This is a genomic window from Chitinophaga varians (genome assembly GCF_014529945.1).
GTDB lineage: Bacteria > Bacteroidota > Bacteroidia > Chitinophagales > Chitinophagaceae > Chitinophaga > Chitinophaga varians.
This window is the reverse complement of record NZ_JACVFB010000001.1, coordinates 1,826,030-1,848,625: the sequence shown is the minus strand read 5'-3', so window position 1 is coordinate 1,848,625 and position 22,596 is coordinate 1,826,030. Positions and strand designations below refer to the sequence as shown.

Below are 22,596 nucleotides of genomic sequence, written 5' to 3'. Positions count from 1 at the left end.
AGAGGGTCGGGCGCCGGTTAGTAGATTTCTACCAGGTTGTTTTTATACGTGATGTTGATTTGAAGTGTTTTCCGCATGATGTCCAGTACTTCCTCCAGCGGCATATTGGGGAAGGTGGCCAGCAGTTTTTTGTCGTTCAGTTGCTGGTTGCTGATGTCTACCTGAACATTATAGAAATCGGACAAGGCTGCTGCTACTTCGGTGAGCGGTGCATCATCGAAGGTCAGGCATCTTGTTCTCCAGGCGAGGATATTATTGTTTTTCTTATAAAGACGGGTGTCGATGGCGTTACCATGGCGGGCAAGGGACGCTTCCTGGCCTGGGGTCAGGATGACTTTTTTCCCGGAGCCTTTGCTTTTATAGGCAGCGCTTACTTTCCCGGACTGAACAAAAACTTTCACGCCGGATTTCGCTGCTTTCACGTTGAAAGCGGTGCCCAGCACCTCTACTTCCACATCGGGGGCATCTACCGTGAAGGGGAGGGCATCGTTTTTCACCACATCAAAGAACGCTTCTCCTTTGTCTATTTTGATATGACGGTTGTCTTTACCAAAAGCGCGGGAATAACGGATAGTGCTGTGTGCATTGATATATACCATAGAGCCGTCCGGCAAGTGGAGGCTGTCGAGGTTTTGAGCGGTGGTAATGGTTTTGTAGCTACCGGGGCCCAGCCAGGTCCAGGTGAGGCCGATCGCGAGCACGGCGGCAGCGGCCCACCAATAGCGGGCTTTCATCTGAAACACGCGGGTATTTCGGGAAGCAGTAGTGATGGGTGTGCTGGTGGTGGCGGACGGAAGGGTTTCCAGGGTTGCATTGAGTTGTAGCCACTGGCCCTGGGTGTCGAAGGCAGATGCTGCCGGGAGCGGATCTCCCTGCCACATCGCTTTCATATCCAGAAAAATATCCAGATTAGCGGTGTCCTGTTGAATCCAGTCATTGAGCTGCTGTTTATGCTGCTCGTTGTCCGGATCTTCCAGATAACGGATCACTATATCTATGTCGGTTTTCTTGTTCATGGCTACTTATTAACTATACAATCGGAAAATGGTTTACCATTAGTGGTAAAGAAAAAAATTCTGGTTGTTTTATTCTTTATTGATCAGTACCACCCGCAATTTTTTTAATGCGGTTGTCAGGTGTGCATATACAGTATTAATGGAGATGTTCAGTTGTTCCGCTATTTCTGCCGGAGAGAGTCCTTTTAGGCGGCTCATCTCAAACACGCGGCGACATTGTTCCGGCAGCTTGTCGAGGGCCGACCGGTACTGGGCTTCCAGCTCTTTATGCTCCAGTTTCGAGTGGGATGTTTCAGCAGGAGAGGCTGTCAGTAACTGTTCCTTTGCATATACTTCTTTCCGTTGTTCTTTTTTGATGCGGTTCAGACAGGTGTTGACGGTGGCGCGGGCCAGGTAATGATTGATGGGGGCCCTTTCATCCAGGTTTTCCGCACCTTTCCACAAATTGAGGAATACATCCTGCACCATATCGTTGGCATCATCTTCATCTTTTACATAGCGAAAGGCAATATTATACATAGAAGGAGCGAACTGTTTGAAGACAACTTCAAACACCGCTTTATTCCTGCTTCTGATGCCCTTTACTATTTCGTCGTTACTTAATTGCAACATGCTTTGATCTTTTGTTTCCGCCAGTGCGAAGATAAATTTTAATCACTTCGCATTCAGTATTTATTGAATTTTTTGTCTTTAACATTTCTTTCACTAATGGTAAGTGCATTGTCGAATGTATTGTTAGTATACAGCCGGTTAATGAATTTGTGCATTAGTGCAAAAATCATGCACAATCAACTGGTTACACGGTTGTCATCATAATTTTAACCATACAAAAAATTGAATGCCATGAAAAAAACAATCACAGGAATGCTCGCTTTAGCTGCAATGGTAGTAGGGATGTCTTCGTTTAAAAGTGCTGATGCAACGACTGTTAGGTCTTTGGATAGTGCTTCAGTTAAAATGGACTCACTGATGTCTGTTGACTCAGTAGCGCGTTTTGATTCCCTGTCTGTCGGCATAGATTCGCTGATGGGACTGGACTCCATTGCCAGCATTGATTCTATTGCCGGTATTGATTCAATCGCCCGCATCGATTCATTTACCCGTGTAGATTCTTTCTCCCGTGTTGATTCTGTGTCCAGAATGGACTCACTCTTCCGTAACAATTCACTGCGTATGGATTCCGTAAAAGGTATGGATTCTCTCCGTACGGTAGAAGGCGGTTCCATCAGCGGTAAAGTTACACCTGCCGACGGTGCTGCTGAAGTAGAAGCGGACAACGGTAGTGAAAAACTGAAAGGTGCCGTTTCACAAGGCGCTTTCGCTATTCCGGCTGCCAAAGCTGGTACTTATACCATCACCATTGTTGGTAAAGCGCCTTATAAAAGCGCCATTATCAAGGATGTAAAAGTAGAAGATGGTAAAGCTACCGATCTCGGCGAAATCAAGCTGGAACAATAAAATCGTATAGCATCCAACAATTCAATAGCATCCTAAAATGGAAACCCATTTTGGTTTGATCTCAGGGGAGCTTTTTCGGCCCCCCTTTTTTTATGCCTGTAAGTGAAGGGTTAAAAATGCCTTATTATTGGGTTATATGTGTACTATTTTACGATATTTGATGGTTTTTGAAAGAAAAAATTATTTATAAATCAATAAATATTTTTGCAGTTTGAAAAACTTTCCTACATTTGATCCTGTATTTGTATTTGAGTGAATTTTTTATTTTATCCATGTCCGTTTGTTAAAGCCCCAGAAAAAGAGCCGGAAACGGCTCTTTCTTCAAAACTTCGGGTTTTGCCGGATTGAAAAAGTTGCGTTTTAAGTTATTTTTTATATTGTCACCATATCAACCATTATCTGACATCGTTAAACCCAACTGATCTACGTGAATTACGAAATTATTGAATTGCAACAGTTCTCCGGGAAGCGGGCTGGTATCTATTCTGTAATGATAGCTGACGACGATCTGACTTTGTTCGATCATTTCGTCAAAGAGCATGTGAGAGAACATGCGGTGGAAATAAAAAGCATTACCCAGTATCTTTCTTATATTGGTAATCGCTATGGGGTGCAGAACAGGTTTTTTAAAATGAAACGGGGCCGGTCTGCCGACGGGGTTTGTGCCTTGTTTGATCATCCGGAGAAAAAGCTCCGCTTGTATTGTTACCGGGTAGGCGCTGCGGCGCTGATCATCGGTGGCGGCATGCCCAGGCCCGGAAGGAGGAATGGGATAGTAGTGCCCGAAAAGCTGCTGGCGCGGATTTCCCGCGACATCAGTCATAAAATCCGGACAGGGGACATTTATTGGTCGGCGCAGGATGCCCGACTATGGGGTAACTTAATATTTACAACAGATGGAAAATAAACACCAGGGCGCCAGGAAATACAGCAGTAAAATTATCGCCGATGTGATGGCCAGCATCACACCGCTGGAAAGTCTGCAGGTGGAAACCCGGTTTGTGCTCGCCGGTCGCATTGCGGCTATCGTCGACGGCAAACGGATGACCAACAGGGAGCTGGCCGCCCGAATGGGTAAGAATCCCTCTGAAATTTCCCGTTGGTTAAGCGGTACACATAATTTTACTATTGATACGCTGTCTGAAATAGCCATCGCACTGGAAGTACCGGTCATGACTTTCTTTACACCCGCTCAACCGCGGCTGGTCAGGGAAGTCAGGTTAACAGTCAGCTCCGGAAACAATCAAGAAAACCATGCTTCATTTTCGCCGGCGGCAAACGTGCGCTGAGAAGCCCTGTTGTTGCCGATACCGGATTTGCAGCCGCGCAGTCCTTCGTTGACGGAACGACTCCCTGATGGGACCACCACCTGACGGGGCCTCCCGGCCTGGGAATCACAGCTTGGTGGGACTATCACCTGATGTAACCACCCGGATTGGGAAATCACTACCTGAAGGAAACCACCACCTGGCGGGGCCTCTCAGCCTGGGAATCACGGCTTGATGGGACTATCACCTGATGTAACCATCCGGATTGGGGAATCACGGCTTGATGGGACCACCACCTGGCGGGACCTCTCAGCCTGGGAATCACAGCTTGATGGTACTATCGCCTGATGTAACCATCCGGATTGGGGAATCACGGGCTTGATGGGACCACCACCTGACCGGCCTCTCAGCCTGGGAATCACGGCTTGAGGGGACTATCACCTGATGTACCCATCCGGATTGGGGAATCATTATCTGAAGGAAACCACCACCTGGCGGGACCTCCCGGCCTGGGAATAACGGCTTGATGGAACTATCAACTAACGTAACCACCCAGCCTGGGAATCACAACTTGAGGGAGCTGCCAGCCTGATTGCCTGAAAGGGGCACCGGCCATGGAGGAACTGTTTTATCCGAATCCGATTTTATTGCCAATTTACGCTCATGACTAAACGATCATCACCGGCAAAAACAGGACCGCAACACCTCGTCCTGCTGGCCATCGACCTGCTGGACAGCTCCCTGCATTATCCGGGGGACCATCCGCCATTTGAAAGCTTTCATTTTGATATTCATATCACCAGCAAAGCAGACGATGAGAAAAGCCAGGTACTGGTAACCGTGAAAATCGGTGTACACAACGAAAACATTACCCGGCAACTGGGGAGTCTGACCATCAACTGTACCTTTACCATGAGTAACTTCGCGGACGTGGTACGGCTCAATGCCGCTGGTCAGCCGGATATGCCGGACGATCTCATTGAAACCCTTCACAGCACAGCGCTTTCAACGGCGAGAGGCGTGATGTTTGCCACCTTCAGCGGCACTTTTTTGCACCATGCCATTCTACCGTTAATTGCACCGGGTTCCGTTACTGAAGAAAAAAGACTATAATTGCGAATTTATGCGCACAGTCATCCTGCTACTCATTTCCAATACCTTTATGACATTCGCCTGGTACGGGCATCTCAAACATCAGGACACCGCCATGTGGAAGGTGATCCTGATCAGCTGGGGTATCGCTTTTTTTGAATACTGTTTTATGGTGCCGGCCAACCGGTATGGCGCACAGGAAGGCTTTAGCGGGTTTCAGCTCAAAACGATACAGGAAGTGATCACGCTCACTGTCTTCAGTGTTTTTGCGGTGTTCTTTCTGAAAGAACCGCTTCGCTGGAACTATCTGATCTCCTTTGCCTTTTTGATCGGTGCCGTGTACTTTATGTTCAAAAAATAGTAGAATTTTCGCAATTCCTGATTATCTTTAGCCATTGCATCTCAATCAACCTGAAAATAACCGGCCATCCAATTGAGGGAGGAAGCGAATATACAACTGCTGGTGGAGCGCGTAGCGTCGCTCGGCGACGAACAGGCCTATAAGGCCTTGTTTCGTTTATTCTATAAACCTCTCAGCCAGTTTGCCTTCTCTATCGTTAAATCGTGGGAGTCAGCCGAAGAAGTAGCCTCCGATGTATTCCTGAATATCTGGAGGAACCGGGAAAGGCTGCTGCAGGTGCAGAATATTAAAGTGTACCTGTACGTCTCCGCCAAAAATATTGCGCTGAATTACCTTAACCGTGCTTCCAGAACACAACATTTCAGTCTCGATGAACTGGAAGTGGACATCAGTGGGGGATATGCCACACCGGAACAAATATTTATATCCGGGGAGATGATCAAAAAGATTGAATCAGCCATTAATCAGCTGCCGCCCAAAAGGAAAATGATCTTTAAACTGATCAGGGAAGACGGGTTGAAGTACAAGGAAGTGGCGCAAATACTGGATATTTCAGTGAACACCATCGATGTGCACATGGCCCAGGCACTCAAAAAAATCAGCGAAGTTATCCACCTTCATTTCTCCCGCTAAAAAAAAATAAAAAAAAGTTGGTGAGGGAGTAGTAGATTTTTGAAATCTGCATGTCCTTCTATTACAATCATGCTTTTTGCAACAACGACATGGAACAGGAAAGAATTTGGTTATTGCTGGGAAGAAAGGTATCGGGCGAGGCCACTATGGCTGAATTGCGCGAGCTGGAGGAGCTGTTGGTGCAATATCCGGAACTGAGATATCAGGTTTCCGTGCTTGGTAACCTACCTGCACCGGTTGTTACGCCCGTATGGATGGAGAAGACAGAACAGGCACTGGAAAAACACATGGTCCGGCTTGGAAACGACCTGGTCACTGCTGATTTCCAGGACGAACATCCCGCGGAGCATGTGGCGCGTCACCGTAAAAGCAGGGCAGGCGTATTGGTTGCCTTGTCAACACTGGTCGTATTGCTGGCAGGGTATTGTGTATTCCTGCTCAGCAGCAAAACCACGCAAAAAGTAGCAGCAGAAATAGCCGAAATTCAGACCCGTAACGGCTCCCGGTCCCGGGCAACTTTACCGGACGGTACTGAAGTATGGCTCAATGGTGGCAGCCGCATCACCTACCAGCGTGACATGAACACGCAGCAGAAGCGGGAAGTGTTCCTCTCCGGAGAAGCCTTCTTTAAAGTGGCAAAAGATGCAGATAACCCGTTCGTCGTAAAGACCCGCCGCATGGCAGTTAATGTATTGGGCACCGCTTTTAATATCAAGGCGTATCCCAACGAGGAACAATCGGAAACCTCCCTGATCTCCGGGTCTGTGGAAGTAGTGCCGGCAGATGACCAGCAACACAGGGTACAGCTGCAGCCCAATCAGAAATTTATTATCAGACATACACAGGACGGCAATGCGAGGCCCTCATTGGGTTATAGCATGGAACAGGTGAAAATGAACGGGCAGGACGACCTGATCAATGAAACAGCATGGTGTGATAATGTCCTCGTTTTCGACAACGAAAACTTCGGCGCGATCGCATTGAAAATGGAACGCTGGTTTGGTGTGAAAGTTTATCTGACAGATAAAAAGCTGAAGGCGTATCGTTTTACCGGTACTTTCAAAAATGAATCACTGCCTCAGATTTTGGAGGCGCTGAAGGTTACATCATCTTTCCGTTGCGAGATAAAAGGCAACGAGGTATTTATCAACCAGTAGCACATTTATGTCTTACAAAAGAGAAAAGATACCATTGGCATAAAAAAAGGGCAAATGCTGCAAACATTTACCCTTTTGTTTAGATCAAACGGCAGTTAGCTTCACTTGGCAATGTAGTACTGTCGTCGTTTTATTGACCTTTAACAACCTAAATGTATGCAAAAAAAACATACATTTTGTCATCCTTTTGCACATACATAAGGAAAATGTTGTACTGCTAATGAAACTGGTGTCCTTTATTATTCTGATTACCTCTTTACATATAACAGGCCACGCGTTCGGGCAAAGTGAGCGAATATCGGTGAAAGCAGACCAGATGCCACTGACACGCCTGTTGAAATTGATAGAGAAAAAAAGTAGTTATCGTTTCGTATATCGCAACGATCTGATACCCGCGCACGTCCGGGTTACAATTGACTTGAAAGAGGAACCAGCAGAGGAAGCCCTCCGGCATATATTGCAGGGTACAGGGCTCACTTACAAACCGCTGACCGATGGCCTTATTGCCATCGTACCCGGTGCACAGGCAGCTATCCCGGATATCGTCGTCAGTGGTCAGGTGACCGACATTAGCGGTCATCCGCTGCCAGGGGTAAGCATCCGGATTGCCGGCGTCAATAAAGGCGCAACCACCGGCACTGACGGGCAGTTCCGGATGATGGCCCCTCCGACGGGCACGCTGGTTTGTTCGTTTATCGGATATGAAGAACAGAAAATTGCGATCAGTAACAGATCGACATGGAATATCGTCCTGAAGGACGACGCCAGAGGACTGAATGAAGTAGTGGTAGTGGCTTATGGCGTTCAAACAAGAGGTTCTTTGACAGGTTCAGCTGTTATGGTCAACTCGGCTTTGTATGACAAGGCCCCCCGTAGCAGCTTCCAGGAAAGTTTACAAGGAAATGTCCCGGGACTACAATCTATGAATGGTTCCGGCCAACCCGGATCGGTGCCCAGCATCCGTATCCGTGGTATAGGCTCTATCACTGCCGGCAGCACTCCGCTTTATGTGGTGGATGGTGTGCCGGTAGTGACAGATGACCTCACCGACTTTAATGTGAATTCATTAGCCGGTATCAACAGCGCTGATATCGCATCCATCTCCGTGCTCAAAGACGCTGCGGCCGCCTCTATCTACGGCTCCCGCGCAGCGAACGGGGTGATTCTGATCACCACCAAAACCGGCAGGCCCGGACGTACACGGATCAGTGTCAGCGCACAACAGGGCGTCAATACCCTCACCATCCCCAAAGGCAACTATCCGCTTAATACCCGTGAGATGATAGAGCTGTTACGCGAAGGATGGTACAACAGAAACGACGGCACCGGAGAAGCCGGATTTATACGGGAACTGCAAGCCCGCGGCATCGACACCACCGTCAATACCAACTGGATGAAATTATTGACACGCTCCGGCGGATACACACAAGCCAACTTATCTGCCGCTGGCGGTACGGAGAAAACACGTTTTTATGTGTCCGGTGGTTATTATGATTCCAGGTCTGCACTTCGCGGTGTAGACTACCAACGGATGACCGGAAAACTAAATCTCAGCAATCAGGCTACAGAACGCCTCTCTTTTAACGTCAACCTGTCGCTGGCCTATCAGAAAGCCAATGCAGTAGGCGACGTGGGACTACTGGCCAACCCGGTACGGTCACTCGCCCGTATACAGCCCTGGCTAAAGGTTTACAACCCTGACGGCTCTTATGACTTTAGTTACAACACCAGCTTCAACCCGGTAGCGGTACTCAACGAAGTAACCAGAACAGGCGCCATCTATGGGCTGCTAGCCGGCGCAGGCGCCAAATACAAGATCATTGACGGCCTGTCGCTCGAATCTAAAATAAGCCTCGATCTTAATTATGCCCGCAGCAACTCTTTCTATCCATCCAACTTCGGTGATGGCAGGAATACCAATGGCAGGGCTTATGTCAACAATAATCTGTGGAACAACTGGGTGTCTACCAGTATTCTGCGATACCAGCACCGCTGGGGCCAGCATGGCCTTAATACCTTTGCAGGATTTGAGGCGCAGCGTACCAGTAACACCGGTAACGCTGCTTCTGCCACCAATTTCCTGCCCGGCAAAAGCGAACTCGCGGATGCCTCCAGGCCCGAATTTATCAGTTCGGTCAACGCTGCCAATTCTCTGACAGGCGTATTCCTGAATGCAGGATACGACTATCAGCAAAAATATTATCTCTCCGGCTCCATCAGAAGGGATGCATCTTCCCGGTTTGGCGCGCAGAAACGCGGCGCCAATTTCTGGTCAGTCGGCGTGGCCTGGAATATCTACAAAGAAAGCTTCATGCATGATATTCCCGGCATCAACGAATTAAAATTACGTGCTAGCTACGGCAGCAATGGAAACCAGGCGATTGATAACTATGCCTCTTTGTCGCTGTACAATCCGGCTAATGACTATGATGGGAAACCGGGGTATGTTCTCGGACAATACCCCAATCCCTATCTTACATGGGAACAGAACAAACCCTTCAATGCCGGTATCGATTTCTCGGTCCTGAAAAATCGTATATCCGGTACCGTTGAATATTACAATCGGGTTACTTCCCGCCTGCTGCTGAATGTGCCGGTATCGTCCACCAACGGGATCACTACGGTGTTCCGCAATAACGGCGAGATGCGCAACAGTGGTATAGAAGTGGCGCTCAGCACCCGAAATATATTGCCCGCGAGCCCCGAATCATTTTCATGGCGCACGGACTTTAACTTCTCTACCTTAAAGAACACGATCACAAGACTGGACAACCCGATGACCAGCATCTACAAAAGGGACATCGGCGTGGACTTCTACCAGTTTTACCTCGTGGGATATGCCGGCGTAGATCCACAAACAGGGGAGGCGCTCTGGTATACCAACGCAGACAAAACAACAACGACCAAAGTATACGGCGAAGCACAGCGATTTAATCAGGGGAGTGCCCTCCCTAAATTTTATGGAGGCATCACCAATCACTTCAGCTATAAAGGTTTTGAACTCAGCTTTCAGGTCTTCTATAACTGGGGCAACAAAGTGTACGACAACTGGGGCTCCTTCACCGAATCGGACGGCAGCGGCGGTTTTGGCGCTTCCTCCAAACTCTCCCGGCGGATTTACGAAAACCGCTGGCAGCAACCAGGAGACATCACCAGTATTCCTAAAGTGGTATTCGGCGGTACGCAGACAGGCCTCAGTAACCAGGCTTCTTCCCGCTTCCTGTACGACGGCAGCTTCATCCGCCTGAGAGACCTGCTGCTGGCTTATAACCTGCCTAAGCTGTGGCTGTCCAAAGCCGGACTGACCGAAGCAAGGGTATACTTTAGAGGCAATAATCTCTGGATGTATGTAAAAGACCGGCAACTAACGATGGACCCGGAAGTACCGGTGACCGGCGATTATGATCAACGGCCCCCGATTTTCAAAACCTTTCTTGTTGGAGTAGACGTTAACTTTTAACCACGCATGTTGCAACGATATAAACATATTGCCTGGGTCTTGATGATTGCACTGGTTACCGGTTGCAGTAAGGACTTCCTCAACCAGGACCCCAAGGCAGCAACGGAAACACGCCATGCTATTAAAGATCTGGCAGGCCTTCGGGCCGCTATTAACGGGGTGTATTCACTGATGCAAAATGAAAACTATTACGGACGTGCCATGTTACTGTTGCCCGATCTAAGGGGAGACAATGAATACATCAGTGTTCTCAACAGTAACAGGTACCGTAATCTGGACCAGTTTATCGTGACGGCCAACGACCAATACATCACAGATAGCTGGAACCAGTTGTACGCCGTGGTCGCCAATGCCAACATGATCATACAGAAAGGCCCTGCGGTGATACTGGCGCCGTCTGTTGCAGACAGCACAGAAGCAGTGGAGATTGTGGCCGAAGCCTATGCCGTACGCGGACTGGTGTTCTTTGATATCGCCCGGTTGTATGCCCAGGCATACAACTACACGCCGGATGCATCGCATATGGGGATTCCGCTGGCCACCACTACCGATGTGGACGTGGTACAGTCACCGTCCCGCAGCAGCATAAAAGACACCTACGCCCAGATCATCCGCGATCTGAACGAGTCGATCCGGCTTTTTAATGATAGTAAAAGCACTGCTTTCAATTCCGGTCGGATCAACCTGTACAGCGCACGGGCATTATTGGCCAGGGTGTTGCTCTACAAAGGAGATTGGGAAGGAGCGGAAGTTGCTGCCAGTCAGGTGATCAGCAGTAATAAATACAGTCTGCTGGCTACGGACAAGGTGGTGAGCGATTTTAATCAGACCGGCAACAGCGAAACGATCTTTGAAATCATCAACACGCCGGTAGACAACCGCAGTACGGACGCACTGAGTTTTATGTTCAGTCAGACCGGCTATGGAGATGTGCTGGCCACCGATGATATACGGGGAATATATAATGATAAGGATGTCCGGCTCGGATTTCTGAAGAGAGATAAACGGGCAGGCAATGGGGGAGAGAACCCCGCCAATATCATTACGAAATATAAAGACGTCACCACTTTCGCAGAAAGTATTAAAGTGATGCGTCTGGCAGAGTTGTACCTGATACGCGCAGAAGCCCTTGCCCGTCTTGGCAGGGAGGAAGATGCACGGCAGGCGCTCAATAATATTGTATTGCGGGCCAATCCGGGAACCGCGCCGGTAACAGCAGGCGGAAAAGCGCTGCTGGATACCATCGCGCTGGAAAGACGCAAGGAGCTTGCCTTTGAAGGGCACCGGCTTTTTGACCTTGCCCGCACCGGGACACCCTTTGTAAAATACCTGGCTAGTAACAGAACCATCACCGTGGCACTGCCCGGTCCAAAAATAATCTTACCCATCCCCCAGAGGGAGCTGGATGCCAATCCGAATATACGCCACCAGCAAAACGAAGGATACAACTAATCTAAACCGCCTTTGTTGACAATTGGTTTTTGCAAGCTGGTTGGTTTTTGCTTGTAGGGTCCCGGTTACAAACCGGGACCTTTTTTATTTATTCGCCGTTCAACCAATAATCCCTTCCTTCGCATGAATTTATTCCTATTTTTGGCGACCTGTAAATCACGTTTTACTACATGTTTCTAAGAATCCACACTGCACTGGCTTTACTGATAGCGATGATAGCCGGCGTCCCTGCACTGGCGCAGCCGTCGCCTGTCTGGAATGCTGCCGATATCAAGCTGCAACTTAAAAAGCTGGACACGCTGGGTAGCGTGTTGTATCTGGCAGCTCATCCTGATGATGAAAACACCCGTTTGCTGGCTTATCTGGCCAAAGAAAAACTGTACCGTACCGGTTACCTGTCCCTCACCCGCGGTGATGGTGGTCAGAACCTGGTAGGCAACGAGCAGTCCGAGCTGCTGGGCCTTATCCGCACACAAGAGCTGCTGGCTGCCCGTCGCACCGATGGGGCGGAACAGTTCTTCACCCGGGCCCAGGATTTCGGCTTCTCCAAAAATCCCGCTGAAACCTTTACCATCTGGGACAAGAAAAAAATCCTGGGCGACGTGGTATGGATGATCCGCAAATTCCAGCCGGATGTGATTATCTGCCGCTTTCCGGCCGATAGCCGCGCGGGCCATGGGCATCATACCGCTTCCGCCATGCTGGCGGCAGAAGCCTTCACCGCCGCCGCAGATCCCAAACAATATCCTGAACAACTGAAATACGTAAAACCCTGGAAAACGACACGGCTGTTGTGGAACACCTTTAACTTCGGTTCCGCTAACACCATTTCGGAAGACCAGTTCAAAGTAGACGTAGGCGCCTATAACTACCTGTTGGGTAAAGGTTATGGCGAGATAGCCGCGGAAAGCCGTTCCCAGCATAAAAGCCAGGGCTTCGGCGTACCCGCCGGCAGAGGCTCCAGCATGGAGTATTTCATGACGATTAAAGGCGATGCGCCCCGGCAACAGCTGCTGGATGGCGTTAATACCTCCTGGGCACGCATCCCCGGCGGAGCAGCCATCGGCGCGATGGTCGACAAGGCCATCCATGAGTATAACATGGAAGACCCTGCCGCCTCCGTCCCGGCACTGCTCAATATCCGCAAGGCTGTTCAGGCACTGCCCGATGGCTACTGGCGTAACCAGAAACTGAAAGAGACCGAACAGCTGATATATGCCTGCGCCGGACTGTGGGCGGAAGCCTACAGCACCACGCCCACAGTGGTGCCCGGATACAATATGGAAGCCACCGTACAGCTGATCAACCGCGGTCAGTTCCCCATTCAGCTGCGTAAAGTAGACCTCCCCGGTAAACCGGATGCCACCGGCGCCCGCGAACTGACGTACAATAAATTCAACAGCATCTCCCAGTCACTGACTGTCCCCGCCGATACTAAAATCTCCCAACCATACTGGCTGGCAGAAACGCATCCGCTGGGTACTTACGCCATCCCTGACCCGCTGCAGGTGGGTAATCCGGAGAATACACCGCCATTGGTGGCCCGTATCCATCTGGAAATAGGTGGACAGGAATTCCTGATCGAACGCCCGCTGCAATACAAATATACAGACCCGGTAAAAGGGGAACTGTATGAGCCGCTGGTGATTGCACCACCGGTAGTGGCCAACCTGAACAACCAGGTGTATATCTTCACCAACAATCAACCGCAGACAGTACCTGTGAAACTCGCGGCTTCTGCCGACGGCGTAACGGGTAACGTACACCTGCGGCTGCCTGCCGGCTTCGCTGTAAAGGAAAACAGCCTGCCTTTCCAAATGGAGAAAAAAGGAGATGAACAGGAACTGCGTTTCACCATTCATCCGGTAGCTGCTGCTACTGCCAATCACGTTGATACGTTCACGGTAGTGGTCAGCTGTAACGGTAAAGAATACACGCAGAGCATCCAGCATATCCGCTATGACCATATTCCGCTGATCACCTTGTTCCCGGAAGCTTCCGCCAGACTGGTAGCAGTAGACCTGAAACATAATGGCAACAAACTGGGTTATATTGCCGGTGCCGGCGATCTGGTAGCGGCTTCCCTGCGACAAGTGGGCTATGATGTAACGGAACTGGGCGAAAAAGAAATCATGGGCAACCAGTTGTCACAATATGATGCCATCATCATAGGGGTGAGAGCCTATAACACAAACCCCCGTATGAAATACTGGCAAAGCCAGTTGATGAACTATGTCAACAACGGCGGTACCATGGTGGTACAGTATAATGTGAATAGTCCACTGGTGACCACCAACCTCGGACCGTTTCCGTTTAGCCTTTCCCGTGACCGTGTAACGGATGAAAATGCGGCAGTGACCTTCCTGCAGCCGGACGATGCCGTGATGCATTATCCCAATGAGATCACCAGCGCCGATTTCAGCGGCTGGGTACAGGAGAGAGGATTGTACTTCCCCTCAAACATTGATAAAGCATACAAGAAATTATTTACGATGAACGACAAAGGCGAATCGCCACTGGACGGCTCCACCATTATGGCGCAATATGGCAAGGGCAGGTATGTATATACCGGGCTGGCATTTTTCCGTGAACTGCCTGCCGGCGTACCGGGGGCTTATCGTTTATTCGTGAACCTGATTTCTGCGAAACAACATTAAACAAAAATGGCTGGTAAACACGCACAGAACCGCCCGAGACTAAGAATAGCAGCTATCCTGTGTATTCTGCTCGGGCTGTTCATCGGATTTGAGATAAAGAGGGTCCACATCGGACTTCTGATTGGTATCGGCCTTGGATTGCTGACAGGAAGCATGTGGACCAAAAGCTCCGACGATTGAATCAATTTCGAAATTTTCAAATTTTAAAATTTTTCAGATGTCTATAGGTCCGGAAGAAGAGAAACCACCACTGTTCCCCACCTGGCGTTACTGGTATGCACTGGTGATTGGCTGGTTGGTTTTACTGATCGTACTCTTCTATCTATTCACCAAAACATATTCATGAGTTCATTAGACTGGGTGGTATTGATTGCCACTCTCGCCATTATTATATTATACGGGATCTGGAAGAGCCGGGGAGAGCAGAGTATGGAAAGCTACTTTCTCGGTAATCAGTCTATGCCCTGGTATATTGTGCTGCTGTCTATTATCGGCACACAGGCCAGCGCGATCACTTTTATTTCAGCACCCGGACAGGCTTATACCGACGGGATGCGTTTTGTTCAGTATTATTTCGGGCTGCCATTGGCCATGGTGGTGCTGTGTATCACTTTTGTCCCGATCTTCCATAAGCTGAAAGTATATACTGCATATGAATTTCTGGAGAAGCGGTTTGACCTGAAAACCCGGACATTGACCGCCTCGCTGTTTCTGATACAAAGGGGACTGTCTACCGGTATCAGTATCTGCGCGCCTTCTATCATTCTTTCCTCATTATTGGGCTGGAACCTTTACTGGACCAATATGATTATGGGTGGACTGTTGATCATCTACACCGTTGCGGGCGGTACCCGTGCGGTGGCTTACACCCAGACACTGCAGCTGGTCATCATTTTCGGAGGTATGTTCCTGGCCGGCTGGATGGTCGTACATCTGCTGCCGGCGGATATAGGCTTCAAACAAGCATTGCAGGTATCCGGTAAGATGGAGAAGCTGAATGTGATTGTAACCAGGTTCGACTGGAACGATAAATACAATATCTGGAGCGGCCTGATAGGAGGCTTTTTCCTTGCTTTGTCTTATTTCGGGACAGATCAGTCGCAGGTAGGACGTTATCTCACGGCCAAGTCAGTGAAGGAAAGCCGTATGGGCCTGTTGATGAACGGTCTGGTGAAAGTGCCTATGCAGTTCCTCATCCTGTTGATTGGCGCTATGGTGTTTGTGTTCTATCTCTATTTCCGGGCGCCGATTTTCTTTAATGAAGCGCAGCTGGCAAGGGTACGCAACACCGAACAGGGACCGGCTTTGGCGCAACTGGAAAGTCAATACAGCCAATTGGCCACGCAGAAACAGCAGCAGGTGAAACAACTGGCGACGGCGCTGGAGCAGGAGGATGCCGCAGGTGCAGCCTCCGCCAAAAAGGTACTGAAACAAACCGATGAACAAGCGCAGGCCGTAAGAGCAGAGGCGTTGACATTAATGAAGAAGGCCGATCCTGCTGCCGATACGAATGATACCAATTATATCTTTCTGCATTTCGTGGTGAATAATCTGCCTAAAGGGCTGGTGGGCTTGCTGATCGCGATTATATTCCTGGCAGCATGGGGGAGTATTGCGGCTGCCCTCAATTCATTGGCATCTACCACGGTGATCGACATCTATCAACGGCTGTATAACGGTAACGCCTCTCCGGAGCACTACCTGCGCGTCTCCAGGTTATGGTCACTGATATGGGGCGTGTTTTGTATTGTGGTAGCGCAGTTTGCCAGCGGTCTGGGGAGTCTGATCGAAGTGGTGAATGTACTGGGTTCGTGGTTTTATGGCGTGACGCTGGGCATCTTTATGGTGGCGTTTTACCTGAAACGGGTAGGTGGCACGGCTACCTTCTGGGCCGCTATCGCAGCGGAAGCGGTGGTACTGGCGATGTATGGAACAGAACAGGTGTCGTTCCTCTGGCTCAATGCGATCGGATGTATACTGGTGGTGGTATTTGCCCTGATGATACAACCGTTCGTCAAACCACGTACCATGTAGAGATTTTTTGATTTACGGATTTTTTGATTTCGTTTGATAATAAACAGGAAGAACGAAGCAGGTGATTACCCGCTTCGTTCTTCCTGTTTATTCGCTCTGCTGATTCACGAAATCAAAAAATCCGTAAATCAAAAAATCCCTGGATTATTTCAGTGTGGCCAGCAGTTTGGTATTCAGTGCTACGTAGTCGTCGTTCTTTGCAGCTTTAGCCAGCTCGATGGATTTCAGCGCAGCTTCTTTAGCGGCAGCCTTATCTTTTGCTTTAGCATAGATTTTTGCTTTCTGATGCCAAACCCAGAATGCTTCAGGGCTTTGTGCTGCGGCAGCGTCTATCCATGTTTTAGCTTTGTTGATGTCGAGGTTGTGCTCGAGGTAATAAACGGCAGACTGGAAGTAAGGCTTTTTATCACCGGGAGCTGCCATGGCAGCATCGATCTGGCCCAGCACTTTATTTTGGATATCGGCAGTGATAGCAACGGGTACTTTTACTTTGTCCCAGCTGATCACCAGGTTCATAGATGATTCTTTCACATCTTCAAAACCGATGGTAAAGCTTTCCTGTGCGGCCTGTGCTACTGGTTTTACCTGTACGCGGGCTACATCGTTTTCCTGTTTGTACAAAGACGGGCTGTTCACGTCCAGGCTGCTGGTGAGTATAACGGTCCATTGTTGTGCACCCGGAATGGTGAGCAGACCATATTTGCCGGCTTTTACCGGTTTACCGCCGAAGCTCACGTCTTCTCCGAAAGTGATAACGGTAGGGGAGTTAGCGCCGGTTCTCCATACTTTGTTGTAGGGAACGATATCGCCCATGATTACCCTGCCTTTTTTTACCGGGCGGGAATAGTTCAGTTCCACGCTGGAAAGGGCGAAGTCTTGTTTTACAGTCTGGCCGGGGCTTGGCGCCGGCATCTTGATACCTTGTGCTACAGAAGCACCAGCATACAACAGCAGCATGGCTGCGGCGGACGCTGTGAAGTTCCTGACAGTTTTCATATATAGTGTATAATTGGTGGCAATAGAAAAGGGATGGTGTTATTCAATCAGTCCGTTACGGAAGGCGTATAATACCAGGCCTACGCTGTTTTTGACGTTCAGTTTCTCCAGCAGCTTTTGACGGATGCCTTCCACGGTACGCGGACTAAGGAATATCTGTTCGGAGATTTCCTGCGTGGTCAATTCCTGGCAGATGAGCTTCAGTACCTCCTGTTCGCGGTCGTTGAGCTGTACTTCGTTTTTGAGTGTAGGTTTGAATTGTTGTTTATTCTTGTGTAGAACTTTCTTTAATAAAGCCAGATTTACGTTTTCATTAAAGTAGAAGCCTTTCTCATAAGTGGTGCAGATGGCTTCATAGATTTCTTCAGGATCTGCATTCTTCAGCAGATAGGCGTTGGCGCCATTTTCCACGAGGTGAACGATGAAGTTGTCATCTTCATACATGGTGAGAATGATCACTTTCACGTCAGGATACTTCTCTTTTACTTTGATGGTGGCCTCAATGCCGTCCATGTTGGGCATTTTCAGGTCCATCAAAATTACGTCCGGTTGTTGCTGTTCCATATGCTGCAGTAAATGCAGGCCATCATCCGCTTCAAATACAAAGCGGATGTTGTCATATGGTACCAGCGTGTTGATCACTCCACTGCGGAAGATCTTATGATCGTCAGCAATAGCCACTTTTATGTGTGCCATAGTGAACAGTTTATAGAGAAATAAATTATTTTTTCGTTAATAAATTACTGTAAGTCATGTTGTTACATATGGGTACAACAAAACCGGATGGCAATTTAGTAATAAAACAACATATCCATTCACTATTCTGTACCTAAACCTGATAATTTTCTACGGTAATGGTAGCGCGTGTGCCAATTGGATCGCCCGCGGCGAAGGTAATATTTCCGCCGATTATATTGAGGCGGCTCTCGATGTTTTTGAGTCCAAGGCTTCCGGTTTTCTTTTTGTTGGCTTCCAGTGACGGCAACAATTGTCCGTTACCGTTGTCTGTTACAGTAATAGTTAGCAGGGAAGGGGTAGTCTGATAGGTGATGGTCACCTCCGTTGCAGCTGCATGTTTGAGGATGTTGTTAATCAGCTCCTGTACCACACGGTATACGTTCAGGGCTTTTTCTTTATCCACCGGTTGGGGGTTGTCGGTGACCCGGAAATGGATTTTTACTGCTTTATTTTTGTTCATCAGGCTGCAGAATGAATCCAGTGCGTGGGCCAGGCCGAGGTTTTCCAGTGCCTGGGGGTGCAGGCTTTGGGAGATGAACCGCAGTTGTTGAATGATAATGTCGGTAAAGTCTTTGGTTTCTTTCAATCGTTCCGCTTCTCCGTTGCCGGTTTTCAGTAACGGCATCAGTCCGCCGATACTGAGTTTCAGCACGGATAACTGCGCACCCACTTCATCGTGCAGATCTTCGGCGATGCGTTTGCGTTCCTGTTCCTGACCCTGTAACACCGCCACCAGTCGCTCCCGTTGCAGTTGCAGATCTTTGTCTCTGATCAGCAGCTTGTGTTGTATAACCTGTTTTTGTTGGAACATCACGAGCAAAATCACGATCACTCCAAGGATTAACATTACTGTAGTACCAATTACAATAATATCAATTGTCTGCATACCCTAACCGTTTAGTTTTTGTGAGGCCAATATACAGCAGAAACATGGTAATTATAGCAACAATATAGCTAATGCTGATGACCGTAGATACTTTTGACCATCGTGTAGCTTCTGGTTCCAGTGCCTGTATGAGGTTAAAGCTGATAGAAAACAAAAAAGAACTACAGAAATAAATGAAGATGCCGGAGTTATACCAGAATACCGGTAGGGTATTAATATAGATGGCGTTTTCAACCAATTCTTTATCGGTTAGCAGTTGAAGGAAGAAAATGACTCCATAAGCAATAATAATAGCGGATTTAAGTCCGGCACTGATGGAATTATAATGTTGGATGCCTTCAAATTTGAGGAAGTCGGCAATACAAAGCATCAATACCAGCACAGGAAGATAAGTAATGATCATTTTGGCGGTGGGATGCTTGATAACAGTCCAGTAGAAGCACGACAGAATGCCAAACTGGAGGAAGTTCATCAGGCTGAAGAGCCACATGTTATTGATACCCATGTTGGCGGTAATCGCCGATCCCGAAGCAAAAACCACGCTGCTGATGATGTAGTAGCACATCCACTTGCTGGCAGCGTCCAGCGTTCTGAATTTTAACAGGAAGGGGATCAAAATCAAAGCTTCGATCCCCATCATAGTGTAAAATATACCAAGAAATATATTCAGATTCACGATGTTCCTTTATAAGGTGGGTGGTTTAGTACCTCCGCCGGAGCAGTACGTCGGGCAGGGGAGGCCTTGGTCAAGAATGCGGGCGGTAGTCATGCTCTTGGCAACAGCACCGGTGGCAGGGTCGCCTCCGGGAGGAAGGATATCGTTACCATCGCTGTCAACAGCTACCAGCACCATTTTCTTTTCTTTGATGCCATCACCATCGGTGTCTATTTTCAGACCATAGTAAATTCTCAGTGCGGTGCAATCTGGGTGGTTCAGGAGCTCCATCACTTTGTCTTTACCAAAACACATGGCTTTTACGTGCGTGCCCATGGATTTCTGCTGGGCATGCTCGTCGTCATGGTTCTTACATAATATTTCCATTTCCTCTCTGGAAATGAAACCTCCTGCATCAGCAGGAATTGGTCTTTGTGTAGAATCGCTCATAATTGTGGGTAGTTTAAGGTTTTGGGGTAAAATTATCACAATATTACAGGTTTGCAAGATCGGTTGTACGGGAGGGTGTTTTCCCCGTAAAACCGGTCTGTGACCGGAAATATAGCAGGGAAGAGGATCAGCACGGAAAAGAGGTTAACAGCGAACACTGAAATAGCGTAACACCCACTTAAAAATGCGTATTTATACGCATTTATTTTTTTCAGGTTTACAACGCTTGATTAGCATCCTGATGTTGTTAATCTTTGTAGCAGCAACCGGATCGAACAAACTGTTACACATATTGGATCAGTTAGCACTAAGGCCTTTCTACCATGTTTGTTTTTAAGTTTAGTATGCAGCGGGTTCCTGTCATTGCCCCCTTTAAAATTAAAAACCATGAGTTACCTGTTAATTGGAAACATCTCTGCACTTATCTGTGACGACTGCATTGAGCCCCTCTCACATGCACGGATACGTGTTTACCTGCCGGACACCCGTTATCCGGCCGCCAACTCCAAAGGAATATTCAGTGATCTGCAACCATTGTCTGCCAAAGAAGTATTGATGAAAGCGGACCGCCTGCTGGCGGAAGCTACGCTGGATGAACAAGGAAATTTCACCCTGTCGTGGAGACAGGAACATCTTTTTACAGAACCCCTTGAACTGGACCTCTGCCTGGATACACTCCCCGGCAAAACAGGTATCCGGCAACCCCGCAATTTTCATCTGTGTACCGCCGTGCTACACTGGAAACGCAGTATTAACGGTTATATCGGGGCCTATGCCTACGTTGTTCCTTCCGCCATCTGGAACTCCATCCAGGGTGATGCCGGCGCCTGGGTGATTACCGGTACCGTCAAACAACGCCGGGAAACAGGAAATGATCAGCCGCCACTACGGGTGGAGGCCTTCAACGCCCTGTCCGGCAAAAGAATCGGTACCACTTTTACAAATGAATATGGCCGTTATACGCTGCGTTTTTCCCGGAAAGACCTTTACCATGGTAACCTGCAACCTATCAGACAAGGGCGCAGGCACATGGGGCCCGACGTGTATTTCCGTATATATAATAATGAGAAGCTGGTGCTGTCGGAAAATGAATCACATGCTGCATCACCGGAAAGACAAGACCTTCCGCCGTGTAGTTGCGTCAACCTGGTGTACCGCCCGTCTGTGGTAAAATGGGCATCCGGACATATACAGGGATGGATTCATGAGATGAAAGTCCTCTCTGGTAAAAGCAGAAAAAAACGGGAACAGCTACATCTGAGCAATGCCCTGTTTTAATGCTTCCCCAAAAAGTATTTTGTTTGACCCCTTTTTTTATCGTGTACCAGCCGCCTTCGGGCGGCTGTTTGTTTTAAAACCGGGGATGATAACGGGATAACGTGTCGCGAAGATATTCTCTGTCGAGATGGGTATATATTTCTGTGGTGGAAATGCTTTCATGCCCGAGCATCTGTTGCACGGCCCGCAGATCTGCCCCGCCTTCCACCAGATGGGTGGCGAAGGAATGCCGGAACGTATGCGGCGATACATTTTTTTCGATGCCCGCCAGTTTGGTCAGCTCCTTGATCACCAAAAAAATCATCACGCGGCTGAGCGGTCCGCCACGGCGGTTAAGGAACAGGGTATCTTCTTCGCCGTGTTTAACGGGCAGGTGTATACGTACATTGCGCCGGTACACATCTATATGCCGCATGGCATCACGACCGATAGGCACCATCCTTTCTTTATTGCCCTTGCCCACTACCCGCACAAACCCCACGTCCATATGCAACTGCGTAATCTGCAGGTTGGTGACTTCGCTGACACGGAGGCCGCAGCTGTACATTGTTTCCAGAATGGCTTTGTTGCGGTGCCCTTCAGCCGTGCTGAGATCTACCTGTGCGATGATTTTTTCTATCTCATCAAAGCTCAGCACATCCGGCAGCTTACGCTGCAATTTGGGGGCTTCCAGCAATTGTGTGGGGTCGTCCTGCGTCATGTCTTCCAGCAGCAGGAACTTATAAAAAGCCTTGATGCCGGAGATGGTACGTGCCTGAGAGGCGGGCGTCATACCGAGTTTGGACACCCATTGTATACAGCCCTGTAAGTCGGACAGGGTCACATCCTGCGGCCGCAGTTTCTCCCCGCCATGTGCCTGAAGATATTGCTCCAGTTTCTCTACGTCGCGCAGATAGGCCTCCACGGAATTATCCGACAGCGACCGCTCCAGCTTCATATATCCTTTAAATAGTTTCCGGAATGATTCCCACATAATTGAAGGCAAGTTAAAAGTTTTATCCTATT

Annotated in this window: 22 protein-coding genes; 14 read left to right on the top strand and 8 right to left on the bottom strand. The window is 48.7% G+C overall.

Going from position 1 to position 22,596, the window contains the following annotated elements; translation table 11 throughout:
* Positions 1–17 precede the first annotated feature (17 nt).
* Both ICL55_RS07135 and ICL55_RS07130 read right to left on the bottom strand, forming a co-directional pair.
* The gene (locus ICL55_RS07135) at positions 18–1,016 is read right to left on the bottom strand and encodes a FecR family protein (RefSeq protein ID WP_188095372.1); all 999 of its coding nucleotides are present in this window, start codon (positions 1,014–1,016) and stop codon (positions 18–20) included.
* Positions 1,017–1,085: 69 nt separating this feature from the next.
* Positions 1,086–1,628, bottom strand: a complete 543-nt coding sequence (locus ICL55_RS07130) for an RNA polymerase sigma-70 factor (protein WP_188095369.1) — start codon at positions 1,626–1,628, stop codon at positions 1,086–1,088.
* 357 nt (positions 1,629–1,985) lie between these two features.
* On the opposite strand from ICL55_RS07130, the gene ICL55_RS07125 reads away from it, so the two are divergent.
* From ICL55_RS07125 to ICL55_RS07070, 13 genes are all read left to right on the top strand, one after another.
* Positions 1,986–2,474, top strand: a complete 489-nt coding sequence (locus tag ICL55_RS07125) for a carboxypeptidase-like regulatory domain-containing protein (protein WP_246496165.1) — start codon at positions 1,986–1,988, stop codon at positions 2,472–2,474.
* Between the two features lie 427 nt (positions 2,475–2,901).
* Complete coding sequence (locus ICL55_RS07120) at positions 2,902–3,381, top strand: hypothetical protein (protein ID WP_188095368.1); 480 nt, start codon at positions 2,902–2,904, stop codon at positions 3,379–3,381.
* On the top strand, positions 3,371–3,763 hold the full coding sequence (locus tag ICL55_RS07115) for a helix-turn-helix domain-containing protein (protein ID WP_223151345.1): 393 nt from the start codon (positions 3,371–3,373) through the stop codon (positions 3,761–3,763). Before ICL55_RS07120 ends, ICL55_RS07115 begins: the two co-directional genes overlap by 11 nt.
* 642 nt (positions 3,764–4,405) lie before the next feature.
* On the top strand, positions 4,406–4,855 hold the full coding sequence (locus ICL55_RS07110) for a hypothetical protein (protein ID WP_188095366.1): 450 nt from the start codon (positions 4,406–4,408) through the stop codon (positions 4,853–4,855).
* A 10-nt stretch (positions 4,856–4,865) separates the two neighbouring features.
* Positions 4,866–5,195: a DMT family protein gene (locus ICL55_RS07105; protein WP_188095364.1), complete on the top strand. Its 330-nt coding sequence runs from the start codon at positions 4,866–4,868 to the stop codon at positions 5,193–5,195.
* A gap of 72 nt (positions 5,196–5,267) precedes the next feature.
* Positions 5,268–5,828: an RNA polymerase sigma-70 factor gene (locus ICL55_RS07100; RefSeq protein WP_206156091.1), complete on the top strand. Its 561-nt coding sequence runs from the start codon at positions 5,268–5,270 to the stop codon at positions 5,826–5,828.
* An 89-nt stretch (positions 5,829–5,917) separates the two neighbouring features.
* Positions 5,918–6,985 (top strand): FecR family protein, encoded by a 1,068-nt coding sequence (locus ICL55_RS07095; protein ID WP_188095361.1) that lies wholly within the window; start codon positions 5,918–5,920, stop codon positions 6,983–6,985.
* 220 nt (positions 6,986–7,205) lie between these two features.
* Positions 7,206–10,445, top strand: a complete 3,240-nt coding sequence (locus ICL55_RS07090; RefSeq protein ID WP_188095359.1) for a SusC/RagA family TonB-linked outer membrane protein — start codon at positions 7,206–7,208, stop codon at positions 10,443–10,445.
* A gap of 42 nt (positions 10,446–10,487) precedes the next feature.
* Complete coding sequence (locus ICL55_RS07085) at positions 10,488–11,897, top strand: RagB/SusD family nutrient uptake outer membrane protein (RefSeq protein ID WP_246496192.1); 1,410 nt, start codon at positions 10,488–10,490, stop codon at positions 11,895–11,897.
* 170 nt (positions 11,898–12,067) lie between these two features.
* Positions 12,068–14,554 (top strand): PIG-L family deacetylase, encoded by a 2,487-nt coding sequence (locus ICL55_RS07080; RefSeq protein WP_188095355.1) that lies wholly within the window; start codon positions 12,068–12,070, stop codon positions 14,552–14,554.
* Positions 14,555–14,560: 6 nt separating this feature from the next.
* Positions 14,561–14,734, top strand: a complete 174-nt coding sequence (locus ICL55_RS07075) for a hypothetical protein (protein ID WP_169226378.1) — start codon at positions 14,561–14,563, stop codon at positions 14,732–14,734.
* A gap of 37 nt (positions 14,735–14,771) precedes the next feature.
* Entirely contained in the window at positions 14,772–14,900 is a 129-nt protein-coding gene (locus ICL55_RS35390; protein WP_281392461.1) for a hypothetical protein, read from the top strand.
* Positions 14,897–16,588, top strand: coding sequence for a sodium:solute symporter family protein (locus ICL55_RS07070; RefSeq protein ID WP_188095353.1), 1,692 nt, complete (start codon positions 14,897–14,899; stop codon positions 16,586–16,588). Before ICL55_RS35390 ends, ICL55_RS07070 begins: the two co-directional genes overlap by 4 nt.
* Positions 16,589–16,732: 144 nt before the next feature.
* On the opposite strand, the gene ICL55_RS07065 is transcribed toward ICL55_RS07070, so the two are convergent.
* From ICL55_RS07065 to ICL55_RS07045, 5 genes are all read right to left on the bottom strand, one after another.
* Positions 16,733–17,584, bottom strand: a complete 852-nt coding sequence (locus ICL55_RS07065; protein ID WP_188095351.1) for a DUF2911 domain-containing protein — start codon at positions 17,582–17,584, stop codon at positions 16,733–16,735.
* Between the two features lie 39 nt (positions 17,585–17,623).
* Positions 17,624–18,280, bottom strand: coding sequence for a response regulator transcription factor (locus ICL55_RS07060; protein ID WP_188095350.1), 657 nt, complete (start codon positions 18,278–18,280; stop codon positions 17,624–17,626).
* A 133-nt stretch (positions 18,281–18,413) separates the two neighbouring features.
* Entirely contained in the window at positions 18,414–19,208 is a 795-nt protein-coding gene (locus ICL55_RS07055; protein WP_188095348.1) for a sensor histidine kinase, read from the bottom strand.
* On the bottom strand, positions 19,195–19,848 hold the full coding sequence (locus tag ICL55_RS07050; protein ID WP_188095346.1) for a hypothetical protein: 654 nt from the start codon (positions 19,846–19,848) through the stop codon (positions 19,195–19,197). Before ICL55_RS07050 ends, ICL55_RS07055 begins: the two co-directional genes overlap by 14 nt.
* A 45-nt stretch (positions 19,849–19,893) precedes the next feature.
* Entirely contained in the window at positions 19,894–20,313 is a 420-nt protein-coding gene (locus tag ICL55_RS07045; RefSeq protein WP_188095344.1) for a hypothetical protein, read from the bottom strand.
* 387 nt (positions 20,314–20,700) lie between these two features.
* Here ICL55_RS07045 and ICL55_RS07040 point away from each other — a divergent pair, with 387 nt between their 5' ends.
* Complete coding sequence (locus ICL55_RS07040) at positions 20,701–21,591, top strand: hypothetical protein (protein ID WP_188095341.1); 891 nt, start codon at positions 20,701–20,703, stop codon at positions 21,589–21,591.
* A 73-nt stretch (positions 21,592–21,664) separates the two neighbouring features.
* On the opposite strand, the gene xerD is transcribed toward ICL55_RS07040, so the two are convergent.
* On the bottom strand, positions 21,665–22,576 hold the full coding sequence (xerD, locus tag ICL55_RS07035; RefSeq protein WP_246496164.1) for a site-specific tyrosine recombinase XerD: 912 nt from the start codon (positions 22,574–22,576) through the stop codon (positions 21,665–21,667).
* Positions 22,577–22,596 lie beyond the last annotated feature (20 nt).

Bases quoted from the DNA above. Each gene is read 5' to 3' on its own strand.
- ICL55_RS07135 (WP_188095372.1), bottom strand. From the start codon at position 1,016: ATGAACAAGAAAACCGACATAGATATAGTGATCCGTTATCTGGAAGAT.
- ICL55_RS07130 (WP_188095369.1), bottom strand. From the start codon at position 1,628: ATGTTGCAATTAAGTAACGACGAAATAGTAAAGGGCATCAGAAGCAGG.
- ICL55_RS07125 (WP_246496165.1), top strand. From the start codon at position 1,986: ATGTCTGTTGACTCAGTAGCGCGTTTTGATTCCCTGTCTGTCGGCATA.
- ICL55_RS07115 (WP_223151345.1), top strand. From the start codon at position 3,371: ATGGAAAATAAACACCAGGGCGCCAGGAAATACAGCAGTAAAATTATC.
- ICL55_RS07110 (WP_188095366.1), top strand. From the start codon at position 4,406: ATGACTAAACGATCATCACCGGCAAAAACAGGACCGCAACACCTCGTC.
- ICL55_RS07105 (WP_188095364.1), top strand. From the start codon at position 4,866: ATGCGCACAGTCATCCTGCTACTCATTTCCAATACCTTTATGACATTC.
- ICL55_RS07095 (WP_188095361.1), top strand. From the start codon at position 5,918: ATGGAACAGGAAAGAATTTGGTTATTGCTGGGAAGAAAGGTATCGGGC.
- ICL55_RS07090 (WP_188095359.1), top strand. From the start codon at position 7,206: ATGAAACTGGTGTCCTTTATTATTCTGATTACCTCTTTACATATAACA.
- ICL55_RS07085 (WP_246496192.1), top strand. From the start codon at position 10,488: ATGATTGCACTGGTTACCGGTTGCAGTAAGGACTTCCTCAACCAGGAC.
- ICL55_RS07080 (WP_188095355.1), top strand. From the start codon at position 12,068: ATGTTTCTAAGAATCCACACTGCACTGGCTTTACTGATAGCGATGATA.
- ICL55_RS07075 (WP_169226378.1), top strand. From the start codon at position 14,561: ATGGCTGGTAAACACGCACAGAACCGCCCGAGACTAAGAATAGCAGCT.
- ICL55_RS35390 (WP_281392461.1), top strand. From the start codon at position 14,772: ATGTCTATAGGTCCGGAAGAAGAGAAACCACCACTGTTCCCCACCTGG.
- ICL55_RS07070 (WP_188095353.1), top strand. From the start codon at position 14,897: ATGAGTTCATTAGACTGGGTGGTATTGATTGCCACTCTCGCCATTATT.
- ICL55_RS07065 (WP_188095351.1), bottom strand. From the start codon at position 17,584: ATGAAAACTGTCAGGAACTTCACAGCGTCCGCCGCAGCCATGCTGCTG.
- ICL55_RS07060 (WP_188095350.1), bottom strand. From the start codon at position 18,280: ATGGCACACATAAAAGTGGCTATTGCTGACGATCATAAGATCTTCCGC.
- ICL55_RS07055 (WP_188095348.1), bottom strand. From the start codon at position 19,208: ATGCAGACAATTGATATTATTGTAATTGGTACTACAGTAATGTTAATC.
- ICL55_RS07050 (WP_188095346.1), bottom strand. From the start codon at position 19,848: ATGATGGGGATCGAAGCTTTGATTTTGATCCCCTTCCTGTTAAAATTC.
- ICL55_RS07045 (WP_188095344.1), bottom strand. From the start codon at position 20,313: ATGAGCGATTCTACACAAAGACCAATTCCTGCTGATGCAGGAGGTTTC.
- ICL55_RS07040 (WP_188095341.1), top strand. From the start codon at position 20,701: ATGAGTTACCTGTTAATTGGAAACATCTCTGCACTTATCTGTGACGAC.